Source organism: Burkholderia sp. BCC1998, from assembly GCF_905339875.1.
GTDB lineage: Bacteria > Pseudomonadota > Gammaproteobacteria > Burkholderiales > Burkholderiaceae > Burkholderia.
The window spans coordinates 220,194-245,737 of record NZ_CAJPHE010000008.1 but is presented as its reverse complement, the minus strand read 5'-3'; the positions used below and the strand labels follow the sequence as shown (position 1 = coordinate 245,737).

The window sequence follows — 25,544 nt, the reverse complement described above, 5'->3', positions numbered from 1 at the left end:
CGCGCCACTAGCCGATGTGCGATCGCGCGCATCGGCGTGCCGCAATCCGTCACTCGGCCAGCGCCGGCGCCACGCCGACCCGCTTCGGCACGCCGGTCACGATCGTCGCGACCGCGACGGCCAGCACCGCCGCCGCGCCCAGGAACACGCCGCCCGCGCCGTTCGCGTCGAACACGACGCCGCCGGCCGCCGCGCCCGTCGCGATCGCGAGCTGGATCGCCGCGACGATCAGCCCGCCCGCGCTCTCGGCTTCGTCGGGCACGGTGCGCGTGACCCACGTCGACCAGGCGACCGGCACGCCGCCGAACGCCATCCCCCACAACGCGACGAGCACCGCGTCGATCATCGGCGCGCGGCCGAGCGCGACGAGCGCGACGCCGAGCACGACCATCAGCGCGGGCATCCCGATCAGCATCGGCCGCAGCCGGTGCTCGAGCACGCGCCCGGCGAGCGACGTGCCGACGAAGTTCGCAATCCCGTAGCCGAGCAGGATCGCCGACAGCCCGTTCACGCCGACGCCCGCGACCTGTTCGAGGAACGGCCGCAGATACGTGAAGAACGCGAAATGCCCGGTGAACACGAGGATCGTCGCGAACATCCCGAGGCCGACGGTCGGCCGGCGCAGCACGTCGACGAGCGTGCGCAGCCGCGTGGTGCCGCTCGGCGGCATCGACGGCAGCGTCATGACCTGCGACACGAACGCGAGCGCGCCGAGCCCGGCCGCGATCAGGAACACGTTGCGCCAGCCGATCAGGTGCCCGAAATAACTGCCCATCGGCGCGGACGCGATCGTCGCGACCGCCACGCCGCTGAAGATGATCGACAGCGCACGCGGCACCATCGCGGTCGGCACGAGCCGCATCGCGGTGGCCGTCGCCATCGTCCAGAAACCGCCGAGCGCGACGCCGAGCACGACGCGGCCGATCAGCAGCGTCGTCAGGTCGGGCGCGAACGCGACCGCGAGATTGGACGCGACGAGCAGCACCGAGAACGCGAGCAGCACGCGCCGGCGGTCGATCGTGCGCGTCAGCGCCGAGATCAGCAGGCTCGTGACGAGCGCGACCGTCGCGGTGGCCGTGACGGCCTGGCCGGCCACGCCTTCGGTCACGCCGAGGCTGTCGGCCATCGGCGTGAGCAGGCTCGCGGGCAGGAATTCGGCGGTGACGAGGCCGAACACACCGAGCGTCATCGCGAATACCGCGCCCCAGGCCGGTTCACGGGGGGCCGCCGTCGAAGCGGCCGAGGAGATTCCGGGATTCATGCGGGGTTCCGTGTCGGTTAGGGAAAGTACTGATGAGGGCGTATCGTAAGGAACAGCGGCAGGACGGTCTATGACATACAATCCGTTCTTGTTGATCGATCGTCCGAATCTCGCGATGTCCGAGCCCTTGCTTCCCCCCGTGCCCGACGTACACGACCTCGTCAGCGAGTTGCTGCTGGGGATGCGCCTGAGCGGCGTGCAGTACCGCCGGATCCAGGTGCCGCGGCCGTTCGGGCTGAGCTTCGGCCATGCGCCGGGCCGCGCGCAGTTCCATTTCGTCGGGCGCGGGCCCGTGCTGCTGCGCGACGCGGACGGCACGACGGTGCGGCTCGAGGCCGGCGACGCGATCCTGCTGCCGCACGGCCGCACGCATGCGCTGGTGTCCGATCCGGACGCGCCGTGCCGCGAGATCGGCGGCTTCGCGGCCGCGAAGATCTGCGACACGGTCGCGTCGGTGGGCGCGACGACCTGCGCCGCGACGGAGCCGGCCGCCGGCGATGCGCTGATCTTCAGCGCGTGCATGGAGCTCGATCTCGGCGGCATGCAGCCGCTCGTCGGGACGATGCCGGAATTCATGCACGTCGGCACGCTGCTCGCGCGTTACCCGGAAATCCGCCCGATGCTCGACGCGATGGAGCGCGAATCGTGCGCCGAGCGCGCGGGCTTCGCGGGCATCCTCGCGCGGCTCGCGGACGTGGTCGCCGCGTTCATCGTGCGCGGCTGGGTCGAGTGCGGATGCGGCGACGCGACCGGCTGGGTGCAGGCGTTGCGCGAGCCGAAGCTCGGTCGCGCGATCGTCGCGCTGCATCGCGATCCGGGGCGCAACTGGAGCGTCGCGGAACTGGCCGCCGAAGCGGGCGTGTCGCGCTCGGTATTCGCCGAGCGCTTTCTCGCGGCCACCGGGATGACGCCGGTGCGTTACCTGACCGAACTGCGGATGCGGCTCGCCGCGCAGTGGATCGCCCGCGAGGGCGAGACGATCGAAGCGGTGGCGTACCGGCTCGGCTACGGGTCGCTCGCCGCGTTCAGCCGCGCGTTCAAGCGCGTGGTGGGCAGGCCGCCGGGCGCGGTGCGTGCCGAAGGCGACACGCACGCCGATGCGTGACGTGTAACGCGTCACGCGCAACGCACGGCGCAGCGAACGCCTGCCGGGTCGCCCCGGCATCGCACGATCGGCCGCCGCGCGTGACGATCCTGCTCAGCCGCTGCGCGCGTCGAGCGCGTCGATCAGCGCCGTCGCGCACTCCACGGCCAGCGCCGCGCACTGTTGCGCATCCACCGGCGCGCCGTTCGTCACCGCGCCCTGCACGATCCGGCCCAGCAACTCCTTCGACAGGTCGGCGATCTCGTGTTCCCGTTCCGTCATGTTCGTCTCCTGCGCGCCGGCCGGCTTCGGCCGCACGCGCGATTGCACCGGGCGCCGCGTGCGCCGCGCCCGACCTTCAACGTTGCCTGGCCCGCACGACGATCTGCGCCTGCGTGTCGCGTTCGATGCGTTCGAGCGACGCGCGCAGCGCCGTGAACTCGTCGGGCGTGCAGACCTGGCGGCCGAATTCGGCCTTCATCCTCCGCGTGACCTGCACGACATGCGCGGCCGCATCGAATACGTAATGCGACGTGAACTCGACGAAGCGGTCGTGCACGGCCGTATCGGCCGGCAGGTCGGTCATCGCGACGTCGGCCGGCAGCGCGACCTGGCCGGTCTCGTCGAACGTGCCGCCGATGCATGCCCACGGCTGCGTGCGCACGGGCTCGGCCAGCCAGCCCTCGACCTGCGTCGCGATGCCGCCCGTGAGGCTCGACAGCGCGGGCACGGCGGTCGTGCCGTCCGGCCACACGAAGTGATCGAGCGTGCCGGCATACGTGACGTCGAACGGCCCGTCCGTCGCACGGCGATCGCTCGTCGCGATCTGCGCGCGGCCGCGCAGCCCGCTTTGCCGCAGGCGTTCGTTCGCGAGTTGCCGGATGCGGTCGGGCGCCGCCCGGCGAAACAGCGTGCGTTCGAGTTCCGCGGTCCAGCCGTCGTCCTCGACGCGCGCATGAAACCGCGCGGCGCCCGGTTGCGCGGCATCGATCTCCACGCGCGCGGCGCGGTGCTTCGGCTGCGTGGCCGGCGTGCGCGACAGCACGCCGGTGTCGACGAGCAGCGCCGGCCGGTCCATCACGATCGGCGGCAGGTAGCCGAACGCGATGCCGGCCGTCGTGGTGTCCGCGTAGACGCCGAGATCGGGCAGCCACGTGATCGCGTGATTGATCGCGCCGCCGCCGTAACCGGGCACCGACGGCAGCGTGTACACGGAGCCGAGATTGATCAGCACCGCTTCGCTGCGGATGCCGGCCGCCGCGAGCAACGCGCCGAACAGTGCGACGTGGTCCTTGCAGTCGCCGTAGCGGTTGCGCAGGATGTCGGTCACGCGGTGCGGCGCGGCGGCCGTCTCGCCGAGAAAGAGCGCGACGTAACGGACGTTCGCCTGCACCCAGTCGTACAGGATGCGCGCGCGCTCGCGCGGATCGGCGGCGCCGGCGGTGAGCGCGCGCGCGAGCTGCACGACGGCCGAATCGTTCGCGCCCGGGTCGACGGCCGCGTTGCGGTAGCGCGCGGCGAACGCCGCGTAGTCGGGCAGCGTGGACACCACGAGCCGGTCGCCGTAGGTCGGATAGCCGACCGAGCCGCTCTCGATCCGGTCGTACGTACCGTGCCGGTATTCGAATGCGTAGCGCGTGCGGCCGTTCGCGGTCACCGGCGGCAGCGCGACGTAACCGCGCGCGTCCGCATGCAGCGGCATGTCGGCCGGCACGTCGAAGATCAGCCGCTGGTTCTCCACCGGCTCGCGCGACGGTTCGACGTAGTAGCCGAAGTAACCTGCGTTGACCGGCTTCGTGCGCGACTTGCGGAACGCGATGCGCGTGCTCGATCCGGCTTCGACGCCGGGAAACACGACGGTGCGCAGCAGCCCGTCCTGGAACGTCGGCGCGCCGGCCGAGCGCGGCTCCTGCACATCGCGGATGCCTTCCGGACCGACCGGATGCGCGACACCGTCGCGATCGACCGTCTCGGCCGCGACCAGGTCGACCTTCTCGAGGTTCTTGTCGAACCACACGTAACGCTGCGCGATCGCATCGATCCCGTTCGCATCGTTCGCGCGCAGTGTCGAATCGTCGTCCTCGTCGAGCGAGCCGTCGTGCTGGATCACGAATACATGGACGTCGCTGACGAGCGTGACGGGCGCGGCGTCGCCCGCGTCGGCGAACGCGGGACGCACGAACGCCAGCGCGATCGCGGTCACGGCAACCGCGAGCGTTGCGGCGCGACCCGGCAGCCTGCCGGTCGATCGGAACGGAAAACGCACCACGTCGAAGCTCTCCGCGCGTTTCGTGCTCAGGTCGGGACGCAACGGGCACGCATTGGCGCGCCGCGCCCCGTCGTTCAACCCAGTGTGGGTGACGTGCCCGCGAGCGTCAAGCCACGGGGCGGCGGCCCGCGCCGCCATGCAGCGGGCGCACGAGGAAGCGCGCCTGCGTCACGCCGGCAGACTGTCGCACTTTCGCGCCCTGCTGGCTGCGCGATCGCCATTTATGTCATGTCGCGACATATTATTTGGGCGCGTAACGCGCGCGTGCGAGGTCGCCGAAACGCATGACGATCGGGTGAATTCGACACGCCGACATGGGGATGGAGACATCGTGCCGATCGACACGAATTCGAAATCGGTTATCTCGTGATCGCGTTCGCGCTGCCGGGCGTGATCCCGATCGGTGCGCTGCATCTCGAACGGTGGCATCCTGAACGTGTCGGCGCCGCGATCGGCGCGCGGCTCGGAATCGCGCTGATCGAAGCGATGCCGATGCTGACGCGAACGCGGCCTGGCCCTCGTTCTTGCCCCCCGTTTCCGCTGCGCCGTGTGCGCGTTCGCGGCCCGGGGTCGGAACGACCGGCACCGGCCCCTACCTGCCGGAGGCGACATGGAAAACGCTATCGTCGCGATCATCCTGATGCTCGCGGTCCTCGTATTCGCGGTGCTGTTCTTCGCGGAATGGCGCAGCCGCGACCGCACGCGCGACCGACTGCTGCACCGCTCGTCGCAGCGCTCGGCACGCTCGCATACGCATCACCATTCGTAAGCGGAAAGCGCGCCGCGCACGTCGAGCCCCTTCAAGCGTACAGCCCCGGAATGGCGGCACATGTTTCTCGAGGACATCAACGGGCGCAGAAGGGCGCTCGCGGTCCGGCTGCTTGCGCGTCGAGCGTCGTTGCGTTCAATGGCAATCGCCGACGCGCTTGCCGCGCCACGTCCACGCGAGCGTGTATGCGCCGGCCTGTGCATGCTGCCCGTGCAATTGCCCGTTGAGGTCGTAGCGCGTCGGCGTCACATCGCCCGTCACGGTCGCGTTGCCGCGGCCCTGTTCGTTCGCGCAGCGCGTGCGTCCGGTCCGGCGTGCGTTATTGCTGCACGAGTTCGACGCGGCGGTTCTGCGCGCGGCCGGCGTCGTCGCCGTTGGACGCAACCGGCGACAGCGACCCGACACCCTTCGCGACGAGCCGCGCCGGCGCGATCTTGTAGGTCGTCGCCAGTGCCTGCGCGACGGCCTCCGCACGCTTTTGCGACAGGTCGGCGTTGTGCGCGAACTGCCCTTGATTGTCGGTATGGCCGACGATGTACACCTTCAGCGCCTGGTTTGCCGTCAGCAGCTTCGCCATCTCGTCGAGCTGCGGCTTCGACTCGGGCTTCACCTGCGCCTTGTCGGTGTCGAAGTAGATGCCGTACAGCGCGACCTTGCCCGTCGCGACGAGGCCCTTCTGCAGCGCACCGGAATCGAGCACCTTGACTTGCCCGGTCTGCATCGGCTTCACTTCGACGACTTCCTCGTAGACGAGCGTGCGCTTGTTCGATGCCGAACTGTCCATGATGTGCAGGAACACATACGCATCGCCGGACGCTCGCGGCAGCTTCGCGAGGATCGTGCGGTGCTTGTCGCCGAAGTTCGCGTCGCCGCCGCCCGCCTGCCGCAGCCGGCCGGAATTGATCACGACGCTCTGGAAGTCGCTGCCGCCGCTCTTTCCGCACTGCTCCGCCGTACAGCGGAACAGAATCTGGAAGCCGCCCTTCTGCAGCGCGTCGAGATAGTTGCGCTCGACTTCCAGCGTCGACCGGCCGCCGTCGATCGCGTACGAGATCCGCGTGATCTTGCCTTCGAGATTCAGGCCCTTGGCGGTCCTCTCGTCATCGATCGGCTGGTTCGGCAGGAACGCCTCGTCGAACGGCGTCTGCGAATATGCGGTGATGGTCGCGCCGGCGAAACGCGTGAGCAACGGATGATCTTTCGCACCCGGCTTGTCGCCGCCGGCGCTCGCCAGCGACGAAAGCGACAGCAGCGCGGCGGCGAACAGTGCGTTGCGGCCACGGCGCGCGAAATGGAATACGAACGATGCTGCGTTCTTCATTGAGCCCCTCGGAAAGGATTTGTCGTTCTGTTGATGGCGTCGAAGCGCGCGCATCTTATCAAATCTTTCCGGGAAAACGGGCAAAAGCTTTCGAATACTGAACGTTCTGACGCGCCACGTCATGTTGAATCGTTTCTAAGCGTGCGTGGGCGTCTTCCGTGTGCATCGCTACCCGACGTTCATCGGCAGCAGCACCATCTGCCGCCCCTCGACGTGCAGCCGCGCCTGCAGTTCGACCGGCGTCTGGTTGTGCAGCCACGCGGTCAGGAAATTCACGCGCCTGAAAATCAGCTTGCTCGCGAAGCACACCGCGTTCGGATAGGCATCGAGCGTCGACGACGCGAGGTTCATGAATTCGACGACCGGGTTCGTGCCGAACGCGATCCGGTAGTCGGCCGCGATGCCGTTGCGGCGGCAGTGCGCGACGTAGTAGTCGAGCGCTTCGGTGATCGTGTGACACAGGCGTTCGAGATGCTCGTGCCCGTCGTATGCCTTCGCATCGACCTCGCCCACCGCGAGAAAGATCACGTTGCGAAAGTGCCCGGGAAACAGCCGGTTCACCCATAGCAGCGCATGCATGCTCGCGCCGCGATGCTTGCCGACCAGCAGCACAGCCGTCGGCTGCGACGGGTCGGGCTTGCCCGGCGCCGTCGCCTCGTCGACTGCCGGCGGCGGCCCCGAGAACAGCGCGTCTTCCTTCGCGAGCTGCGCGCGCGTGTACGCGTAGTGGCGATTGATCATGACGCACAGCGCGATCACCGCGCTCGTCACGAGCACCGTCAGCCAGCCGCCGGCCGTGAACTTCTCGATCAGCGTGATGACGAGCACCGTCGACGTCACGCTGAACCCGAGCGCCGACAGGAAGAAGTGCTTGAACCAGCCGCGCTCGCTGCGATGGCGCCACCAGTACGTGCACAGCCCCAGCAGCGACATGCTGAACGTGAGGAACACGTTGATGCTGTACAGCACGACGAGCACGTCGACGCTGCCGTGCGTCCACAGCAGGATCAGCAGGCCCGACAGGCCGACGACGATGATGCCGTTCTGCCGCACGAGGCGCGTCGACAGGTCGCGGAAATGGCGCGGCACCCACGAGTCCGACGCCATGTTCGACAGCACCGCCGGCCCGTCGAGAAAACCCGTCTGCGCGCCGACCAGCAGCAGCCCTGCCTCGAACGCGAGCACCGCCGCGAGCAGCGCGTGGCGCGCGAACGCGGAGCCGAGCCCGAGATGATCGATCACGCTGCCGAACACGACCGCGTTGAGCGTCTCGCCTTCGACGGGCCGTGCGTGCCACAGCATGTACAGCAGGATGATGCCGCCGGCCGTGAACGCGAGCGACGTCGACATGTACCACATCGTCGCCTTGCCGTTCGGCACGCGCGGATCCGCGAGCATGTTCACGTTGTTCGACACGGCCTCGAGGCCCGTATAGGTGCCGCCGCCGAGCGAGAACGCGCGCATCAGCAATGCGAGCATCACGAACACGCCGAGCGATTGCGACATCCCGTGCGCCTCGTGCACCGCGTCGGGCACGATCGTCGCCAGCGCGCTGCCGTGCATCGCGACGCCGTATACGATCAGCCCGAAATGCAGCACGACGAAGCCGATGAAGATCGGCAGCAGCACCATGATCGATTCGCGCATCCCGCGGAAGTTGAGCCCCGTCATCAGCAGGATCAGCACGATCTCGGTCGTGAGCTTGAACGCCTGCGCACTGACCGGCAGCAGGCTGAAGAACGCGTCGACACCGCTCGCGAGCGACGTCGCGACGGTCAGCACGTAGTCGACCAGCAGCGCCGCGCCCGACACGAGCCCCGGCTTCGACCCGAGCAGCGAGGTCGCGACGCGATAGCCGCCGCCGCCGGTCGGGAACAGCTCGATCACCTGGTTGTAGCCGAGCGCGATGATGAACACGGTCGCCGCGGTGGCGCAGGCGAGGAACAGCGCAAGCGGCGTGTGGTGCGCGAGCGCGAGGAACGCCTCCTCCGGGCCGTAGCACGACGACGACAGGCCGTCCGCGCCGAGCCCGACCCAGGCCAGCAACGGCGTCACCGCGATCGCATGGCGCGTGCGCGGATCGAGCGGGTCCAGCGGCTTTCCGACGAGCAGCTGCCACATCTTCTGGAATGCGGTCACGGTCCCCTCCCGGGACGCCGGGCGCGGCGGCGTCATCCTCTAAAGCTAGCCGACGCCCGGCCGCTGCACCAGTCCGCACAATCCATGAGACGTGGTCGGCGGCACGGCGCCGCTTTCAACGCGTAAGCGGCCGGCACGCCGCGCGTCGGCCGATCGCGCGGATCGCGCGGATCGCGCGGATCGCGCACGGCATCGTCATCGCAGCCGCCTTCGCTGCCTTCGCTGCCTTCGCTGCCTTCGCTGCCTTCGCTGCCTTCGCTGCCTTCACCACCTTCACCGCCCCTGACGACCACCGGCCCGATCCCGCCCACCTCTCATCACGGTTCTCCCGCCGGGCGATCACATCGACCACATCGTTCGCATCGCCCGCATGACCCGCACGGTTCGCGCCGGACGCGATACCCGCACGCGTCCCCGTCATGCGTTGTTCCCCGCAATTCGACATTTGTGCGCGCGCAACAATGGCGGTGCCCCGCGGCCGGCGCCGTGCGGGGGCAGGTTTCCACGTCGTCGGCCGCGTCGGTCTCTGAAAAACCACATCTCTCGAGGACATACCATGCAACTCCAATCCCATCCGGCGTGCCGTCCGTTTTACGAAGCAGGCGAACTCACGCAGCTGACCGCGTTCTACGAAGAAGGCCGCAACGTCATGTGGATGATGCTGCGATCGGAGCCGCGGCCGTGCTTCAACCAGCAACTCGTCACCGACATCATCCATCTCGCGCGCGTCGCTCGCGACTCGGGCCTGCCGTTCGACTTCTGGGTGACGGGCTCGCTCGTCCCCGAGCTGTTCAACGTCGGCGGCGACCTGAGCTTCTTCGTCGACGCGATCCGCAGCGGCCGTCGCGACCAGCTGATGGCCTACGCGCGCTCGTGCATCGACGGCGTATACGAGATCTACACGGGCTTCGGCACCGGGGCGATCTCGATCGCGATGATCGAGGGCAGCGCGCTGGGCGGCGGCTTCGAGGCCGCCCTCGCGCACCACTACATGCTCGCGCAGAAGGGCGTGAAGCTCGGCTTCCCCGAGATCGCGTTCAACCTGTTCCCGGGCATGGGCGGCTATTCGCTGGTCGCGCGCAAGGCGGACCGCGGGCTCGCGGAATCGCTGATCTCGTCCGGCGAGGCGCATGCGGCCGAGTGGTACGAGGATCGCGGGCTGATCGACCAGACGTTCGACGCGGGCGACGCATATCTCGCGACACGCACCTTCATCGACGTGATGAAGCCGAAGCTGAACGGCATCCGCGCGATGCTGCGCGCACGCGAACGCGTGTTCCATCTCACGCGTTCCGAGCTGATGGACATCACCGAGGACTGGGTTCACGCGGCGTTCACGATCGAGCCGAAGGATCTCGCGTACATGGAACGCCTGGTGATGCTGCAGAACCGGCGCGTGTCGAAGCTGCGCACGGTGTGACGTGAGCGGCGCGCCGCCGCGTAACCGGCGGCGCCCGTCATGCGGGGAAGCTCAGGCGATCAGCCTGAGCTTTCTCGTTTCCGCGAGCCAGGCCTCGAAGGCCTGGGCCGGCATCGGCCGCGCGAAGTAGAAACCCTGCGCGTGGTCGACGTTGATCTGCTTCAGGAATTCGGCTTCCGCGTGCGTCTCGACGCCCTCGGCGACCACCGAGAAACTCAGCGCCCGCGCGAGCGACACGACCGAGCGCACCAGCGCCTGCGAGCGCGGGTTGCGGTCGATGCCCGTGATGAAGCTGCGATCGAGCTTGATCGAATCGAGCGGCAGCCGCGACAGTTGCGACAGCGACGAATAGCCGGTGCCGAAATCGTCGAGGTGAATCTCCGCGCCGAGGTGGCGGAACTGCTTCATCAGCTCGTGCGCCGCTTCCTCATCCTCGATGAAGCTGCTTTCGGTGAGCTCGATGTCGACGAGGCTCGGCTTCAACCCGGCGCTGTCGAGGATCGATGCGAACTGATCGACGATGTTCATGTCCTGCAACTGCCGCGCGGATACGTTCACCGCGATCCGCACGTCGAGCCCCTTCGCCTTCCACGCGGCGGCCTGCGCGGCCGCGGTGCGCATCACCCAGCGCCCGAGCGGCGCGATCAGCCCCGATTCCTCGGCGAAGCGGATGAACTCGATCGGCGCGACGAGCCCGCGATCCGGCGACTGCCAGCGGATCAGCGCCTCGACGGCGTGCACGTCGCCGGTCGCGATGTCGACGACCGGCTGGTAGTGCAGCACGAACTGCTCTTCCTCGAGCGCCTTGCGCAGGTTCGTGTCGAGCCACATGTACTTCGCGACCTTCTGGTTCATCTCCAGCGAGAACACGCGGTACGTATGCTTGCCCTCTTCCTTCGCGACGTACATCGCGGTGTCGGCGCTGCGGATCAGCGTTTCGAGCGAGTCGCCGTGCTGCGGATACATCGCGATGCCGATCGAGCAGCTCGTGTAGACCTCCACCAGCCCGAGGTGGATCGGCGTACGCAGCCGCTCGAGGATGATCTGCGCGGTCGCCTCGAGCAGCGGCCGCGTGCCGTGCTCGAACAGCACCAGGAATTCGTCGCCGCCGAGCCGCGCGAGCGTCGCGCCGGACGGCAGGCAGCCGCCGATGACCGCGGACACGTCCTGCAGCAGGCGGTCGCCCGTGATGTGCCCGTAGTGGTCGTTGACGCGCTTGAAGTTGTCGAGATCGAGGAACAGGATGCCGACCTGGCCGCGCACGTCGGTGCGGTCCGCGGCCAGCGCGACGCGGATGCGCTCGCTGATTGCATGACGGTTCGGCAAGCCGGTCAGCACGTCGGAATTCGCGAGTTCGCTGAGCCGCTGCTGCGCGTTGCGCTCCTCGGTGACGTCGACGCCCGAGCAGATCAGGAACTGCTCGTCGGCGCCGCTGCCGCTCTGCACGAACTTGTTGCGGAACTGGAACAGGCGCGGGCCGTTGACCGTGTTGATGTAGCGCTCGACCTCGAACGCCCGGTTGCTCGCGAAAAAGCCGGTGATGTTGCTGCGCGACTGCGCACCCTGGTCGGGGCTCATGAACAGCTCGAACGCGCTGCGGCCGATCACGTCGACCTCGCGCTTGCCGGTCACTTCCTCGCACAGGCGGTTGAAGCGCTGCACCATGCCGTTGCGGTCGAGGATCACGACGAGCGAATTCACTTCGGACACGACCTGCTCGGCGAACGCGAGCCCGTGCGCGAGGTCGCCCGCGACGGACGCGGTATCGGAATAGGCGGAGGCGGTGCCGGCCCAATTGGCGGTGTCGACCTTCCTGCCGACCAGATGGAGGCTGACCGGATCGCCGAACAGCGCGAGTTCGAGCACGAGGTGCGACGTGACGCCGGTGAGCGCGCGGATCCGCGCGGCCTGCTCGCCGGTCAGTGCCACCGCGACATTGGTCAGGCCGCGAACGGCGGCCAGCTCGAGTGCATTGCTGTCGCTGCCGAGCCGCCAGCACGGGCTATGCGTACCGAGATGCGCTTCGAGCACGGCGCGATCGTTTTCGTCATCCATGGACACGCCCCGATCCAGAAAAAACGCACAGTGTAGACGGAGGCGAGCCGGCCGCCCCCGATCCCCGCGCGCGCAGCGCGCGTACCCGGCGGGGCAGTCGTGATGACCGTGCCAGTGGCCCTCGTTCCGTACTTGTTTCCAACCAATGCGACCCGGCGTTCGCGCATCTCGCGCGCAGGTTTTCCAAACGAATGATGGAACCCATCTTATCAAATGACGAAGAAGATTGGCACTCACATTTGGAACGGGGTGTCAAGGAATCGGAACTCGGTTGGCATGACGGATTTTTCGTGATCGGCGGGAGGCACGAAGCCGGTCGCGAACGCGTCGAACCCGGCCGGTGGAATCGCCGGAGCGCCCCGCCGGACGGCGGTTTGCGGGAAATCGAGGCATCCCGGCAGCGATGTGTCGGCACGGCGCTGCGGCGGGGTCGGATCGCATTGCGCCGCGCGCGGAATCGGGGATTCTCGTTGCCCGTTCGTGCGTGAATGCGCGCCCTTATTCCCAGCGCTGTTGCAACATCGCGTCGATCGGTGCGAGCGAATAGATCGCCGGGCCGCGCAGCCGATGCAGCAGCATGAATGGAACCGGTGCGATTGCCGCCCGGAACGCGCGAAAAGCGGTGCGGCGGGCGCCCCGCCGCACCGCTTTCCGCGTACGTCACACCCCGTCGCTCAGCCCGCCGCGCCGTACCCGCCGCCGCCCGGCGTCTCGACGACGAACACGTCGCCCGGCGCCATCTGCGCGCGGCCGATATGCTCGAGCGTCTCGACCGTGCCGTCCGCCCGCTCGATCGTGTTGCGGCCGAGCGCGCCGGCCTCGCCGCCCGCCGCGCCGAACGGCGCGTGAATCCGGTTGTTCGACAGGATCGACGCGGTCATCGGCTCGAGGAAGCGGATCCGCCGGACCGCGCCGTCGCCGCCGCGCCAGCGCCCGGCGCCGCCGGAACCCGCGCGCAGCCGATGCGAGTCGAGCCGCACCGGATAGCGCCATTCGAGCACCTCCGGGTCGGTCAGCCGCGAGTTCGTCATGTGCGTCTGCACCGCGCCGACGCCCGCGAAGCCGTCGCCCGCGCCGCTGCCGCCGGCGATGGTCTCGTAGTACTGGTAGCGGTCATTGCCGAACGTGAAGTTGTTCATCGTTCCCTGGCTCGATGCGACGCAGCCGAGCGCGCCGTACAGCGCGTTGGTGATCGCCGACGACGTCTCGACGTTGCCCGATACCACGGCCGCCGGATACTCGGGGTTCAGCATCGAGCGCGCCGGCACGATCACCGTCAGCGGCTTCAGGCAGCCGGCGTTCAGCGGGATGTCGTCGCCGACCAGCGTGCGGAACACGTACAGCACCGCGGCCATGCAGACGGCCTTCGGCGCGTTGAAGTTGTTGTCGAGCTGCGCGGACGTGCCGGTGAAGTCGATCTCCGCGCGGCGCGCCGCGCGGTCGACGCGGATCGCGACGCGAATCTCGGCGCCGTTGTCGAGCGGATAACGATACGCGCCGTCCTGCAGCGCGCCGATCACGCGCCGCACCGCTTCTTCCGCGTTGTCCTGCACGTGCCCCATGAACGCGAGCACGACGTCGCGGCCGAACTGCCCGACCATCCGCCGCAGCTCGTCGACGCCCTTCTGGTTCGCCGCGATCTGCGCGCGCAGGTCGGCCATGTTCTGCTCGACGTTGCGCGCCGGATAGCGGCCCGATGCGAGCAGCGCGCGCGTGTCGGCATCGCGCAGCACGCCCGCCGACACGAGCTGCCAGTTGTCGATCAGCACGCCCTCTTCGTCGATGTGCGTCGAATCGGGCGGCATCGAGCCCGGCGTCGTGCCGCCGATGTCCGCATGGTGGCCGCGCGAGCCGACGTAGAACAGCGGCGTGTCCGAGCCGTCCGCGAACACCGGCGTGATGACGGTGACATCCGGCAGGTGCGTGCCGCCGTGATACGGGTCGTTCAGCATGAACACGTCGCCGTCGCGCATGCGGCCGCGGTTGCGCTCGATCACCGTGCGGATGCTTTCGCCCATCGAGCCGAGATGCACCGGCATGTGCGGCGCGTTCGCGATCAGGTTGCCGTCGCCGTCGAAGATCGCGCACGAGAAGTCGAGCCGCTCCTTGATGTTCACCGAATACGCGGTGTTCTGCAGCCGCAGCCCCATCTGCTCGGCGATCGACATGAACAGGTTGTTGAAGATCTCGAGCCGCACCGGATCGGCATCGGTGCCGAGCGAGCGGCGCGTCGGCAGCGGCGTCGTGCGGGTCAGCACGAGGTTGCCTTGCGCGGTCATCTGCGCGCGCCAGCCGGGTTCGACGACGGTCGTGCCGTTCTTCTCCGCGACGATCGCCGGGCCGTCGATCGTGTCGCCGGCCAGCAGCGCGTCGCGCACGTACAGCGCCGCGTCGTGCCATTGGCCGCCGGAATGGAAGCGCACGGCGCTGTGCGCGCGCGGCGCCGCGCCCGCGTCGCGCGGCACGAGCGGCGCGATCTCGACCGGCGCATCCGAGCGGCCGATCGCCTCGACCGATGCCAGCTCGGCGACCAGCGGCGTGCCGGGCATCAGGAACGCATAGCGCTGCCGGTACGCGGCCTCGAACGCCTGCTGCATCGCGGCGACGCTGCCGGCCGGCACGTCGAGCGCGGAATCGGTGCCCTGGTAGCGCAGGTGCACGCGCCGCTCGGTCGCGATGCGCTCCGGCGCCACGCCCTGTTCGAGCAGCGCGCCGACCGCGTCGTCGGCCAGCCGGTCGAGCGCCGCGTTCAGCGCCGGCAACGATTCATCGGACAACACGGCTTCCACCGCGCGCTCGCGCATCGCGGTCTGGTCGGCGAGCCCCATCCCGTAAGCGGACAGCACGCCCGCGAGCGGATGCGCGAACACCTGCGTCATCCCGAGCGCGTCGGCCACGCCGCAGGCGTGCTGGCCGCCCGCGCCGCCGAACGTCGTCAGCACGTAGCGCGACACGTCGTGGCCGCGCTGCACCGAGATCTTCTTGATCGCGTTCGCCATGCTGCCGATCGCGATTTCCAGGAACCCTTCGGCCAGCGCCTCGGGCGTGTCGCGCCGTCCGGTCGCCGCGTGAATCTCGTCGGCGAGCGCCGCGAATTTCGCGGCCACGCCGTCGCGGTCGAGCGGCTGGTCCGCATGCGGGCCGAACACGCGCGGGAAGTGATCGGGCTGGATCTTGCCGAGCATCACGTTGCAGTCGGTCACCGTCAGCGGGCCGCCGCGCCGGTAGGCGGCCGGCCCCGGGTTCGCGCCGGCCGATTCGGGCCCGACGCGCAGCCGCGCGCCGTCGAAGCCGAGCACCGAACCGCCGCCGGCCGCGACCGTGTGGATGCTCATCATCGGCGCGCGCATCCGCACGCCGGCCACCTGCGTCTCGAACACGCGCTCGAATTCGCCGTTGTAGTGCGACACGTCGGTCGACGTGCCGCCCATGTCGAAGCCGATCACGCGCTCGAAGCCGGCCGCGCGCGCGGCGCGCACCATCCCGACGATGCCGCCGGCCGGGCCGGACAGGATCGCGTCCTTGCCCTGGAACGCGTCGGCGCGCGTCAGGCCGCCGCTGCTCTGCATGAACTGCAGGTTCACGCCGGGCATCTCGTGCGCGACCTGCTCGACGTAGCGGCGCAGGATCGGCGACAGGTAGGCGTCGACCACGGTCGTATCGCCGCGCGACACCATCTTCATCAGCGGCGACACCTCGTGCGACACCGACACCTGCGTGAAGCCGATCCGGCGCGCGAGATCCGCCAGCGCGCGCTCGTGCGCGGTGTAGCGATAGCCGTGGATCAGCACGATGGCCAGCGCCTGCACGCCCGATTCGAACACGCGGCGCAACGCCGCTTCCGCGCGTTGCGCGTCGAGCGGCACGACGACGTCGCCGTGCGCGCCGATCCGCTCGTCGACCTCGACGACGGTCTCGTACAGCGCATCGGGCAGCACGATGTCGAGATCGAACAGGCGCGGCCGGTTCTGGTACGCGATGCGCAGCACGTCGCGAAAGCCGCGCGTCGTCGCGAGCGCGGTGCGTTCGCCCTTGCGTTCGAGCAGCGCGTTGGTCGCGACCGTCGTGCCCATCTTCACCATGTCGACGCGCTCGGGCGTGATCGGCTCGCCGTCGGCGAGGCCGAGCAGGTGGCGGATGCCGGCGACGGCCGCATCGCGATACTGCTCGGGATTCTCCGACAGCAGCTTGTGCGTGACGAGCGAGCCGTCGGGCCGGCGCGCGACGATGTCGGTGAAGGTGCCGCCGCGGTCGATCCAGAATTGCCAGCGCGCGGCGTCGGAGGAAACGGGGAAAGTGTGTCGGTCAGTCATGGCGATGAACTCGATGCGTCGTTGAACGAAGGACGAGCGCCGCCGCACGGCGCGCGTCGCGCGCCGCGTGAGGGCTTCGATGAAAAGGGAGCGGTAGAAAGGCGGCGGGCGGGCGCCCGCCCATGCGGCGTTATGCGGCGTCGAGTTCGCGGCCGCGCGTCTCGGGCAGCGTCAGCGCGGCGACGATCAACACGCCGTAGGCGGCGACCGCGAAGATCCCGATGCTCGCGCCGAGCCCGTAGTGCTTCGACAGCGCGCCGATCAGGAACGGGAACAGGGCGCCGATCGCGCGGCCCACGTTGTAGCAGAAGCCCTGGCCCGAGCCGCGCACCCGCGTCGGGAACAGCTCGGTGAGGAACGCGCCCATCCCGGAGAAGATGCCCGATGCGAAGAAGCCGAGCGGGAAGCCGAGCCACAGCATCGACGCGTTCGTGAGGTGCAGCACCGGCGACGTGTAGGCGAACGCGATCACCATCGAGCCGAGCGCGAACAGGATGAAGTTCGGCTTGCGGCCGAGCCGGTCGGTCAGGTACGCGCTCGTCAGGTAGCCGACCCACGAGCCGAAGATGATCATCGCGAGATAGCCGCCGGTGCCCATCACGGTCAGGTGCCGCTCGGTCTTCAGGAAGGTCGGCAGCCAGGTCGTGATCGCGTAGTAGCCGCCCTGCGCGCCGGTGGTCAGCAGCGCCGCGCGCAGCGTCGTCGACAGCAGCTTCGGCGCGAAGATTTCGGTGAGGCGCGGCGCGTCGGCTACCTTCGCCTGCGTGGCCTTCTCCTTCTCGTAGACGTCCGGCTCCTTCACGTAGCGGCGGATCACGACCACCAGCAGCGCCGGCGCGAGGCCGACGAGGAACAGCGCGCGCCAGGCCTGTTCGGCCGGCAGCACCGAGAACAGCAGCGCATACAGCAGCGCCGACAGCCCCCAGCCGATCGCCCAGCCCGACTGCACGAGGCCGACCGCCTTGCCGCGATCGCGCGCGCGGATCACTTCGCCGATCAGCACCGCGCCGGCCGTCCATTCGCCGCCGAAGCCGAAGCCCATCAGCGCGCGCGCCGCGAGCAGCTGGTGATAGTTCTGCGCGAGCCCGCACAGCGCGGTGAACACGGCGAACCACAGCACCGTCAGCTGCAGCGTGCGCACGCGGCCGATCCGGTCGGACAGGATGCCCGCGATCCAGCCGCCGAGCGCCGACGCGAGCAGCGTCATCGTGCCGATGAAGCCGGCGTCCGCGAGCGAGATGCCCCAGGTCGCGACGAGCGTCGGGATCACGAACGACAGCATCTGCGTATCCATCCCGTCGAGCATGTAGCCGACCTTGCAGCTCCAGAACGCGCGGCGTTCGCGCGGCTGCGCGTCCGCATACCATCCGAACAGGCCGTTGCGTGCGGGGCCCGCGGGGTCGGCGGCGGGCGCCGCGAGGATCTTGCTTTCCATGGTGAAGCTCCTGTCGAAATATGCGGTCGAAACCTTGCGTGTGGTGCGTGTGGTGCGTGTGGTGCGGGTGGTGCGGGTGGTGCGTGTCGTGTTTGTCGTGCGCTTCTTGCGTCGTGTGTTGCTTGCGTCGTGTGTTCGCGTGGTGTGTCGGCGTCGTGCGTTGCTTGCGTCGTGCGTTGCTTGCGCGCGTCGCGCCGCGGCTGCGCGCCGCCCTCCGGGCGGGCGGATCGTCTGCGGTCGCGGCATGCCGCCGCGTCGGGGCCGGACCGGCGCCCGTGCGGGCCGCCGGCGTCGGTCGGTCAGAACACGGCCAGCGACGCGTTCGTGATGTCGGTCATCAGCATGTAGCCGGGCGTATGCGCGATCGCGAGCGGCAGCTTCGCGTCCATCAGCGCGGTTTGCGGCGTCACGCCGCACGCCCAGAACACCGGCAGTTCGCCGTCGCGCACCGTCACCGCGTCGCCGAAATCGGGCGCGCCGAGATCGGCGATGCCCAGTTCCTGCGGATGGCCGATATGGACCGGCGCGCCGTGCACGCCCGGGAACCGGCTCGTGATCTGCACCGCGCGGATCGCGTCGGCGCCGCGCAGCGGCCGCATCGACACGACCAGCTGGCCGCCGAAGATTCCCGCGCGCCGGTTCGGAATCGTCGTACGGTACATCGGCACGTTGCGACCCTCCTCGATGTGGCGCAGCCCGATCCCTTCGCGCGCCAGCATGTCCTCGAACGAGAACGAGCAGCCGATCGCGAACACGACGAAATCGTCGCGCCACAGCGCTTCGAGCGATTCGACCCGCTCGGTCAGGCGCCCGTCGCGGTAGACGTTGTAGCTCGGCACGTCGGTGCGGATGTCGAGATCCTCGCCGAGCACGTCGAGCCGGAACGCGCCAGGTTCGCCCACGCCCAGCAGCGGGCACGCCTTCGGGTTCGCCTGGCAGAAGCGCAGGAAATCGTGCGCGTACGCGTTCGGCAGGATCGCGAGATTCGCTTGCGCGAACGGGCCGCACTGGCCGGCCGTCGGGCTGCGGAACGTGCCGTTGCGCACGGACTGGCGGAATTCGGAAGGCGTCATGATGGTCGCGGGCAGATCGATAGGTCGTCGGAATGACGGTTGCGTCAGCGGATACGGCGAAGAATAGAAAAGAAAAAATTTTGTCGCCAACGAGTTTTTTTGCGTCGCGTGTATAGAATTTCTTTACACGAAGCCGGGTTTTCCCCAGTCCCGTTCATTTTTTCAGCGGGGCAAGCTGCGCGCCCAACGCCTTGCCGACCGCCATGAACACGCGTTTCCTCGAAACCTTCGTCACGCTCGCGAAGCTGCGCAACTTCCGCACGACGGCCGCCGCGCTGCACGCGACTCCGGCCGCGATCTCGCAGCGCCTGAAGGCGCTCGAGGACGAATTGCAGACCGTGCTCGTCGATCGCGACAGCCGCGAATTCCGGCTCACGCCGAACGGCGAGTACCTGCTCGGCTATGCGAAGGCCGTCGTAGAGGCGACGCACGAGCTGCAGGCCGCCGCGGCCGGCGAAAGCGCGCTGCGCGGCAAGCTGCGGCTCGGCGTGATCGAGACGGTCGTGCACAGCTGGCTGCCGCATTACCTGCGCCGCCTCGCCGCCGACTATCCGCAACTGGAGATCGACCTGACCGTCGACGTCAGCGTCGTGCTGCAGCGCCGGCTGATGGCCGGCGAACTGGACCTGATCATTCGCGTGGAGGGGAGCGACGAAGCGTCGGTCGTCTGTGACGCGCTCGCGAACTATCCGGTGCGCTGGATCGCGCGCGCGGGGCTGCTGCCGACTGCGCGCACCGGCCTCGCGCGGCAGGTGCTCCGCCAGCCGATCCTGACCTACGGGCGCGGTACCGCGCCGCACCGTGCGCTCGAGGACATCGTGCGCACGCTCGCGCACGCGCATGGCGTGCCGCTGTCGGAGACGCGCATCACCGGCTCGCCGTCGATCTCGGTGATCGTGCAGCTCGTACGCGACGGCTTCGGCGTCGCCGCGATTCCGGTGCTGTTCGTGGATGCGCTGATCGCGAGCGGCGAGGTCGTCGAGCTGCCGCTGCAGCCGTCGCCGCCGTCGATCGTCGTGTCGATGTCGCGGCGGGCGGACGCGCCGAAGTTCGTGCATGGCGCGTCGATCGCGGCGCGCGCCGCGTGTCACGAGTATTGCGAGAAGAGCAACCGGCTGCTGGTCGAGGCGCTTTGATGTGGTGTGGGAATGCCGGGCGGATCACGCACGGCGCCTGACGCGCCCGTTCGGCGATCGGCTTACGCCGGCTGCCGCGCATGCGGCTGCGCAAGCTTGCCGTCGCCGTACTCGCGCAGCACCTGCGAGATCACCACGCGATAGCCGTCCAGCCAGCGCGCCTGCTTCGCCTTCGCTTCCAGATGCGCGGGATGCTGCATCAACTGCCGCAGCGCCGCCTCCGATTCCCAGTAGTAGACGTTCTGGATCAGCCCCGCCTCGGCGTTCTCCCACGTCTCCTCGCCGAGGTAGCCGGGCGTCGCGCGCGCCATGTCGGCGATCTGCCGGTCGAGGCGGTGGAATTCGTCGTCGTATTGCCCTGCGCGGAAAATGAAGGTCGATGCGTACATGCGCGCCCCATCGGAGACGGTTGAAAGAGCGCAAGTGTAAGGCACGCGCGGCGTGCCGCCGGTGTCACGCGGTGAGCGCGATGGAGGCGTGCCGATCGTCGAGCCACGCATCGATGCGCGGGGCGTCGGTGCGCGTGCCCGCCTTGGCGGCCGGCATGGCGGCGAGTGCGCGCCCCGCACGTTCGAGTGCCTGCGCAAAGCCGCGCAATTCGGCCGTCGCCGGCCGATCGTCGAGACGACGGCGTGCGAGTGCCGCCTCGATACGTGCGTCGATCAACACGCGCTGCGCGTCGATGAAGTCGATGCACAACGCGCGGCAATGCGCGGACACCGATGCGACGGCCAGCAGCACCGGCACGATCGACATCGTCAAGTAGCCGCCGGGCGCAAGCCGCGCCAACGCCGCGCGCACCTGCGGTCCGCCGTCGATCAGCGATGCGAATACCGCGTCGCGCCATACCGCGCGCTCGAACGCGAGCGCATCGCGAAACGTGTCGAGCGCCGCGCGGTCCGCGACCTGCCCTGCCGTCACGAGCGGCAGCGCCGACGCCATATCGAGGGAAGCCGTGCCGCCGTCCGCGCCGACGATGCAATTCGCACCGAGCCACGCCGTCTCGTCGCGCCGCCCGGCGAGCACGCGGGATTGCAGGCGGTCCGGCAGCATCGGATCGAGCGGCACGGCGCCGCAGATCGAAGGTTTGTCCGCATGCACCCTGCAGCGGCCGTCGTCGGCCAATGCCGGACAGCGCCCGAGCGACGGATAGTCGTAGCCCTGGAGCGTCAGTGCAATCCATTCGTCGCTCGCGCCGCGCGCGCGGTGGAACAACGCGTTCGCGAGCGCATCGCAGGCGGCAATGTCGTCCGCGTCGAGCGCATGCTCGCGTCCGCCCGCGCGCGTTCGTTCACCGATGCGCCGCTTCGGCACACGATGGATCGTCAGCGCGCCGACGAAGCGGTGCCGATGCCGGAACAGTTCGCGCAACGACAGCGTCGGCGCGCTGTTGCAGCAGCGGCCGCACGCATTGCACGCGAGGCGGTAGTCGTCTACCACGGCCGCCGCACCGAGTCCTGGTAGCGCGTCAGGATGAAATGCGCGACGTCGTCCGAGTGATACGCGGCGACGAGCTGCGCGACCCACGGCTTCGTGCGGTCGGCGTCGCGCACGGTCAGCACGTTCGCATACGGCGAGCGCGCATCCTCGAGATTGATGCTGTCGCGCGCCGGCTGCAGCCCCGCGCGCGCGGCGTCCTCGTAGTCGATCGCGACGAACGCGGCCGAGTCGAGCGCCGCATGCAGCCGGTCGCGGCGCAGCGCGACGAGCTTCAGCGCGAGCCGGTTGCCCGTCACGTCGCGCAGCGTCGCATGCAGGCCGGCCTGGTCGCGCAGCGTCACCAGCGTGTCGTTCTGCAGCAGCACGAGCGCGCGAGCCATCCCGCGCGAATCGGCCGGGATCGCGACCGTCGCGCCCGGCTGCAGTTCGTTCAGACTCCTGATCTTGCGCGAATAGAGCGCCATCGGCAGCGTGACGGTCGGCGCGACGGCGTTCAGTGCATGACCTTTCGCCGTGCGCGTCGCGGCAAGGCGCTGCGCGTCCTCGAAGCTCGCCGCGTCGATCCTGCCGTCGGCGAGTGCAGTATCGATGCGCGACGCGTCGTCGAATTCGACGACGTCGACGCTCATCCCGCGCGTGGCGGCGACACGCTTCACCTCGTCCAGGATGTCCGCATGCACGCCGCGCGTCACGCCGACGCGGATCGTCGACGTGACGGTTTCGGCCGCAACGATCCAGCCCGAATGGGCGACACCGCATGCAACGATCAGCGACGCGGCTACGCAATGCATCACCCGCTTCATGACGCATCCCTCAGAATCGTGCGGAACCCGATATGCGATGCACCGAGATCCGCTTCCTGCTGCTCGCGCGACGACGCGCGATAGCGCACGCAGTAATCGCGCGAGCACAGGAACGAGCCGCCCTTGATCACCATCGGCGTGTCGTGCCGGCGCGTCGGCGGTGCGACGGCCGCCGTGTCGCCGTTCGTGTGCGACTGATGCGGGCCCGTGTACGTGTCCTTCGTCCATTCCCATGCGTTGCCGATCATGTCGTACAGGTGGAAACCGTTCGCCGCATAACAGCCGACCGGTGCGAGGCCCGCGTGGCCGTCCTCGGCCGTATCGAGCACCGGGAACGCGCCCTGCCAGTAGTTCGCGGCCGGCTTGCCCTGCGCGTCGCGCGGCGCCGCATCGAGCGACGCGTCGTCGCGACCGGCCTTGCCCGCATATTCCCATTCGGCTTCGGTCGGCAGATCGCGGCCGAGCCAGCGCGCATACGCGAGCGCGTCGCGCTGCGTGACGAGCGTGACGGGCAGGTTGCCGAGCCCGTCGACGCTGCTGCCGGGGCCGCGCGGCTGCCGCCACGATGCGCCCTTCGCCCAGGTCCACCATGCGAGGTCGCGCGCGTTCAGCTCGTCGCGCGTCGGCACGTGAAACACGGCCGCGCCGCCCTGCTGCTCGGCCTCGGTCACGTAGCCGGTCGCCTGCACGAACGCGGCGAACTGCGCGATCGTCACGTCGGTCTGGTCGATCCAGAAGCCGCCGACGCGCGTCTTGCCGTCGCCCGCCGGACGCTCGTCCGCATAGCCGCGTGTGCTGCCGAACACGAACGCGCCGCCGCTCAGGTGCACCATCCCGGCCTTCGGGTCGTCGCGCCACTTCGCGGGCAGGCCCGAGTAGCGCTCGCACTGCCGCTCCGAGCCGAGCGGCACGAGCGGGCGGCCGCGATTCGCGTCGTCGAAGGCGCCGGCGGGCGACGCCGACGGGCTCGCATAGCCGACGGCGAACGCAGCCGCGAACAGCGTGGCCGCGAGCGCCGCGCCGAGTGTCCGGAAGCGGAACCGCATCGTGCCGTCCTCAGTAGTAGCCGCGCGGACGCAGCGGTTCCACCCCGCCGACGTTGCTCATGTACGTCTTCCACTGGTCGACGAGCGTGCTGATCACCGACGGGTTCTGCGCCGACACGTCGGTCGTCTCGCCACGATCCGCCGCAAGGTCGTACAGCTGCCAGTGGCCATCGAGCGGCCCGAGCGGCGGCTCGGTCCACAACGCCTTCCAGCGGCCGTCGGCGCTGCGCAGGTATGCGCGGCCGTACGCTTCGTCGCCGAACGGCGTGGTATGCACCTCGCCCGTCGCCGAGCCGGTGAGCACCGGCAGCAGCGACTGGCCCGTCGGCGGATAGACGTAGCGGTTGTTGTAGACGACCTTGCCCTTGTTCTGGTCGACACCCGTCAGCGTGTTCACGAGCGGCGGCGCCGGTTGCGACGGCGGCGTGACGCCCGCGACCGCGAGGAAGGTCGCCGTGTTGTCGGTCACGTGCGTGAACGCGCGCAGCGTCGGCAACTGGCGTGTCTGCCCCGGCAGTCGCACGATCGTCGGCGTCGACACGCCGCCTTCGGCCGAATAACCCTTCGTGAGCCGGAACGGCGTCGCGCTCACTTCGGCCCAGCGCAGCCCGTACTGCAGCCGTTGCGCGTTCTGCTTGCCGTTGTCGGTGCCGAGCGTCGAATAGACCGGCTCCTGCCCGTTCGCGGTGTCGGTCGCCGTCGGGTCCGCGCCGGAGTCGATCGGCCAGCCTTCCGCGCCGTTGTCCGACTGGAACATGATGAACGTGTTGTCGTATTCGCCGATGTCCTTCAGGTGCTGGATCAAGCGGCCGATGTTGTAGTCGAGGTTCTCGACCATCCCCGCGTAGATCTCCATGTAGCGCGCCTGCGCGCGGCGCTCGGCCGGGCTCAGGCTCGCCCACAGCTTGTCGACCTTGCCGGTGCCGTAGTCGCTGTAGCCGTCGGCGGCGGAATGCACGGCGCTGATGTACTTCGCGTTCGCGGTGCCGTTGTTCGCCGTCGCCGGCGACGCGGCCGTCGTTTCGGGCAGGCCGTCGAACGGCTTGAAGTCGGCGGGAATCAGGCCGAGCGCCTTCTGCCGCGCGATCCGCGCGTTGCGGATCGCATCGTAGCCGGCGTCGTATACGCCCGCGTACTTGTGCAGCCACGGGTCCGGCACCTGCAGCGGCCAGTGCGGCGACGTGTAGGCCGCGTACGCGAAGAACGGCTTGCCGTCCTGCCTGTTCGCATCGATGTACGAGATCAGCTTCTGCGTATAGAAGTCCGTCGAGTAGAACACGGCCGGATTGCCGCCCGCGCCGCCCGGCTGTCCGGGCTGGCCCGGCTGCACGTAGCTGCCGTCTTCCGTGTAGTTCGACGAGCCGGCCGGCTCGTGCGCGAAATGGTTCGTCGCCGCGCCGCCGAGCAGCACGTAGCTGCGCTCGAAACCCCACTGGTCGGGCGTCTGTCCGCTGCCCGTCGCACTGCCGACGATCCCCGAGCCGATGTGCCACTTGCCCGCGATGTACGTGTGATAGCCGGCGTCCTTCAGTAGTTGTGCGAACGACAGCGCGCGATCGTTCAGGTAGCCCTCGTAGCCGGGCAGCCCGCGCCGCTCGTCGGTCGGCACGCCCATCGTGCCTTCGCCGACGAGGTGGTGATCGGTGCCGGAAATCAGCATCGCGCGCGTGATCGCGCAGACGGTGCCCGTGTGGTGGTTCGACAGGATGCGGCCCGACGCGACGAGCGCGTCGAGGTTCGGCGTGTTGATCTCGCCGCCGAATGCGTGGATGTCGGAATAGCCGAGATCGTCGGCCATGATGTAAAGGATGTTCGGGCGCTTCGCGGCCTGCGGCGGTGTCGCGGCGGACTGCGACGGCGCATCGCTGTCGACGCCCCCGCACGATGCGAGCGACAACGCGCCGGCAATCGCGGCGCAGACGACACGGAAACGGAAGGCATGCAACGGCGACGCGGACTTTTTCATTTTGTCGAACGCTC

The 25,544-nt window shown here is 69.0% G+C and carries 20 protein-coding genes; 4 read left to right on the top strand and 16 right to left on the bottom strand.

Translation table 11 applies throughout. The annotated features are described in order from the left end of the window. Positions 1-49 precede the first annotated feature (49 nt). Positions 50-1,261 (bottom strand): MFS transporter, encoded by a 1,212-nt coding sequence (locus U5A56_RS17090; RefSeq protein WP_321811084.1) that lies wholly within the window; start codon positions 1,259-1,261, stop codon positions 50-52. A 70-nt stretch (positions 1,262-1,331) separates the two neighbouring features. On the opposite strand from U5A56_RS17090, the gene U5A56_RS17085 reads away from it, so the two are divergent. Further along, the gene (locus U5A56_RS17085; RefSeq protein WP_321923529.1) at positions 1,332-2,366 is read left to right on the top strand and encodes an AraC family transcriptional regulator; all 1,035 of its coding nucleotides are present in this window, start codon (positions 1,332-1,334) and stop codon (positions 2,364-2,366) included. Positions 2,367-2,459: 93 nt separating this feature from the next. Here the strand turns inward: U5A56_RS17085 and U5A56_RS17080 are convergent, their stop codons facing one another. Both U5A56_RS17080 and U5A56_RS17075 read right to left on the bottom strand, forming a co-directional pair. Continuing rightward, positions 2,460-2,627: a hypothetical protein gene (locus U5A56_RS17080; protein ID WP_321923527.1), complete on the bottom strand. Its 168-nt coding sequence runs from the start codon at positions 2,625-2,627 to the stop codon at positions 2,460-2,462. Positions 2,628-2,703: 76 nt separating this feature from the next. Continuing rightward, positions 2,704-4,614, bottom strand: coding sequence for a DUF3857 and transglutaminase domain-containing protein (locus U5A56_RS17075; protein ID WP_321923590.1), 1,911 nt, complete (start codon positions 4,612-4,614; stop codon positions 2,704-2,706). Between the two features lie 610 nt (positions 4,615-5,224). Here U5A56_RS17075 and U5A56_RS17070 point away from each other — a divergent pair. Beyond that, complete coding sequence (locus tag U5A56_RS17070; RefSeq protein ID WP_321923525.1) at positions 5,225-5,383, top strand: hypothetical protein; 159 nt, start codon at positions 5,225-5,227, stop codon at positions 5,381-5,383. 135 nt (positions 5,384-5,518) lie between these two features. Here the strand turns inward: U5A56_RS17070 and U5A56_RS17065 are convergent, their stop codons facing one another. The 4 genes from U5A56_RS17065 to U5A56_RS17050 form a co-directional block, all read right to left on the bottom strand. Next, a complete protein-coding gene (locus U5A56_RS17065) occupies positions 5,519-5,644 on the bottom strand; it encodes a hypothetical protein (RefSeq protein ID WP_321923596.1) in 126 nt (41 codons plus the stop codon). A 58-nt stretch (positions 5,645-5,702) separates the two neighbouring features. Next, on the bottom strand, positions 5,703-6,704 hold the full coding sequence (locus U5A56_RS17060; RefSeq protein ID WP_321923523.1) for an OmpA family protein: 1,002 nt from the start codon (positions 6,702-6,704) through the stop codon (positions 5,703-5,705). Positions 6,705-6,872: 168 nt separating this feature from the next. Continuing rightward, positions 6,873-8,843 (bottom strand): APC family permease, encoded by a 1,971-nt coding sequence (locus U5A56_RS17055; protein WP_321923521.1) that lies wholly within the window; start codon positions 8,841-8,843, stop codon positions 6,873-6,875. A gap of 32 nt (positions 8,844-8,875) precedes the next feature. After that, a complete protein-coding gene (locus tag U5A56_RS17050) occupies positions 8,876-9,136 on the bottom strand; it encodes a hypothetical protein (RefSeq protein ID WP_321923519.1) in 261 nt (86 codons plus the stop codon). Positions 9,137-9,399: 263 nt separating this feature from the next. Between U5A56_RS17050 and U5A56_RS17045 the strand changes: the two genes are divergently transcribed. After that, complete coding sequence (locus tag U5A56_RS17045) at positions 9,400-10,263, top strand: crotonase/enoyl-CoA hydratase family protein (RefSeq protein ID WP_257771015.1); 864 nt, start codon at positions 9,400-9,402, stop codon at positions 10,261-10,263. 51 nt (positions 10,264-10,314) lie between these two features. On the opposite strand, the gene pdeR is transcribed toward U5A56_RS17045, so the two are convergent. From pdeR to U5A56_RS17025, 4 genes are all read right to left on the bottom strand, one after another. Then, on the bottom strand, positions 10,315-12,318 hold the full coding sequence (gene pdeR / locus U5A56_RS17040; RefSeq protein ID WP_321923516.1) for a cyclic di-GMP phosphodiesterase: 2,004 nt from the start codon (positions 12,316-12,318) through the stop codon (positions 10,315-10,317). Positions 12,319-12,992: 674 nt separating this feature from the next. Continuing rightward, entirely contained in the window at positions 12,993-16,631 is a 3,639-nt protein-coding gene (locus tag U5A56_RS17035) for a hydantoinase B/oxoprolinase family protein (protein WP_321923514.1), read from the bottom strand. 130 nt (positions 16,632-16,761) lie between these two features. Further along, positions 16,762-18,066, bottom strand: a complete 1,305-nt coding sequence (locus tag U5A56_RS17030; protein WP_321923512.1) for an MFS transporter — start codon at positions 18,064-18,066, stop codon at positions 16,762-16,764. Between the two features lie 299 nt (positions 18,067-18,365). Continuing rightward, positions 18,366-19,139: a putative hydro-lyase gene (locus U5A56_RS17025; protein WP_321796440.1), complete on the bottom strand. Its 774-nt coding sequence runs from the start codon at positions 19,137-19,139 to the stop codon at positions 18,366-18,368. A gap of 203 nt (positions 19,140-19,342) precedes the next feature. On the opposite strand from U5A56_RS17025, the gene U5A56_RS17020 reads away from it, so the two are divergent. Continuing rightward, positions 19,343-20,275 (top strand): LysR family transcriptional regulator, encoded by a 933-nt coding sequence (locus U5A56_RS17020; RefSeq protein ID WP_044847290.1) that lies wholly within the window; start codon positions 19,343-19,345, stop codon positions 20,273-20,275. A gap of 62 nt (positions 20,276-20,337) precedes the next feature. Here the strand turns inward: U5A56_RS17020 and U5A56_RS17015 are convergent, their stop codons facing one another. The 5 genes from U5A56_RS17015 to U5A56_RS16995 all read right to left on the bottom strand — a co-directional run bounded on the left by U5A56_RS17015 (position 20,338) and on the right by U5A56_RS16995 (position 25,530). Beyond that, positions 20,338-20,664 carry an antibiotic biosynthesis monooxygenase family protein gene (locus tag U5A56_RS17015; RefSeq protein WP_044847291.1) on the bottom strand — a complete coding sequence of 109 codons (327 nt, stop codon included), beginning with the start codon at positions 20,662-20,664 and terminating at the stop codon, positions 20,338-20,340. A gap of 64 nt (positions 20,665-20,728) precedes the next feature. Further along, positions 20,729-21,715: a YkgJ family cysteine cluster protein gene (locus tag U5A56_RS17010; RefSeq protein WP_321923509.1), complete on the bottom strand. Its 987-nt coding sequence runs from the start codon at positions 21,713-21,715 to the stop codon at positions 20,729-20,731. Then, complete coding sequence (locus U5A56_RS17005) at positions 21,709-22,518, bottom strand: MetQ/NlpA family lipoprotein (protein ID WP_321923507.1); 810 nt, start codon at positions 22,516-22,518, stop codon at positions 21,709-21,711. The genes U5A56_RS17010 and U5A56_RS17005 overlap by 7 nt, the downstream gene beginning before the upstream one ends. Beyond that, entirely contained in the window at positions 22,515-23,564 is a 1,050-nt protein-coding gene (locus tag U5A56_RS17000) for a formylglycine-generating enzyme family protein (RefSeq protein ID WP_321923505.1), read from the bottom strand. Before U5A56_RS17000 ends, U5A56_RS17005 begins: the two co-directional genes overlap by 4 nt. Before the next feature lie 10 nt (positions 23,565-23,574). Next, positions 23,575-25,530, bottom strand: a complete 1,956-nt coding sequence (locus tag U5A56_RS16995; RefSeq protein WP_321822278.1) for an arylsulfatase — start codon at positions 25,528-25,530, stop codon at positions 23,575-23,577. Between the last annotated feature and the right edge of the window lie 14 nt (positions 25,531-25,544).

Bases quoted from the DNA above. Each gene is read 5' to 3' on its own strand.
- pdeR (WP_321923516.1), bottom strand. From the start codon at position 12,318: ATGGATGACGAAAACGATCGCGCCGTGCTCGAAGCGCATCTCGGTACG.
- U5A56_RS17030 (WP_321923512.1), bottom strand. From the start codon at position 18,066: ATGGAAAGCAAGATCCTCGCGGCGCCCGCCGCCGACCCCGCGGGCCCC.
- U5A56_RS17060 (WP_321923523.1), bottom strand. From the start codon at position 6,704: ATGAAGAACGCAGCATCGTTCGTATTCCATTTCGCGCGCCGTGGCCGC.
- U5A56_RS17070 (WP_321923525.1), top strand. From the start codon at position 5,225: ATGGAAAACGCTATCGTCGCGATCATCCTGATGCTCGCGGTCCTCGTA.
- U5A56_RS17080 (WP_321923527.1), bottom strand. From the start codon at position 2,627: ATGACGGAACGGGAACACGAGATCGCCGACCTGTCGAAGGAGTTGCTG.
- U5A56_RS17025 (WP_321796440.1), bottom strand. From the start codon at position 19,139: ATGACGCCTTCCGAATTCCGCCAGTCCGTGCGCAACGGCACGTTCCGC.
- U5A56_RS17000 (WP_321923505.1), bottom strand. From the start codon at position 23,564: ATGCGGTTCCGCTTCCGGACACTCGGCGCGGCGCTCGCGGCCACGCTG.
- U5A56_RS17005 (WP_321923507.1), bottom strand. From the start codon at position 22,518: ATGAAGCGGGTGATGCATTGCGTAGCCGCGTCGCTGATCGTTGCATGC.
- U5A56_RS17090 (WP_321811084.1), bottom strand. From the start codon at position 1,261: ATGAATCCCGGAATCTCCTCGGCCGCTTCGACGGCGGCCCCCCGTGAA.
- U5A56_RS17020 (WP_044847290.1), top strand. From the start codon at position 19,343: ATGAACACGCGTTTCCTCGAAACCTTCGTCACGCTCGCGAAGCTGCGC.
- U5A56_RS17015 (WP_044847291.1), bottom strand. From the start codon at position 20,664: ATGTACGCATCGACCTTCATTTTCCGCGCAGGGCAATACGACGACGAA.
- U5A56_RS17035 (WP_321923514.1), bottom strand. From the start codon at position 16,631: ATGACTGACCGACACACTTTCCCCGTTTCCTCCGACGCCGCGCGCTGG.
- U5A56_RS16995 (WP_321822278.1), bottom strand. From the start codon at position 25,530: ATGAAAAAGTCCGCGTCGCCGTTGCATGCCTTCCGTTTCCGTGTCGTC.
- U5A56_RS17045 (WP_257771015.1), top strand. From the start codon at position 9,400: ATGCAACTCCAATCCCATCCGGCGTGCCGTCCGTTTTACGAAGCAGGC.
- U5A56_RS17085 (WP_321923529.1), top strand. From the start codon at position 1,332: ATGACATACAATCCGTTCTTGTTGATCGATCGTCCGAATCTCGCGATG.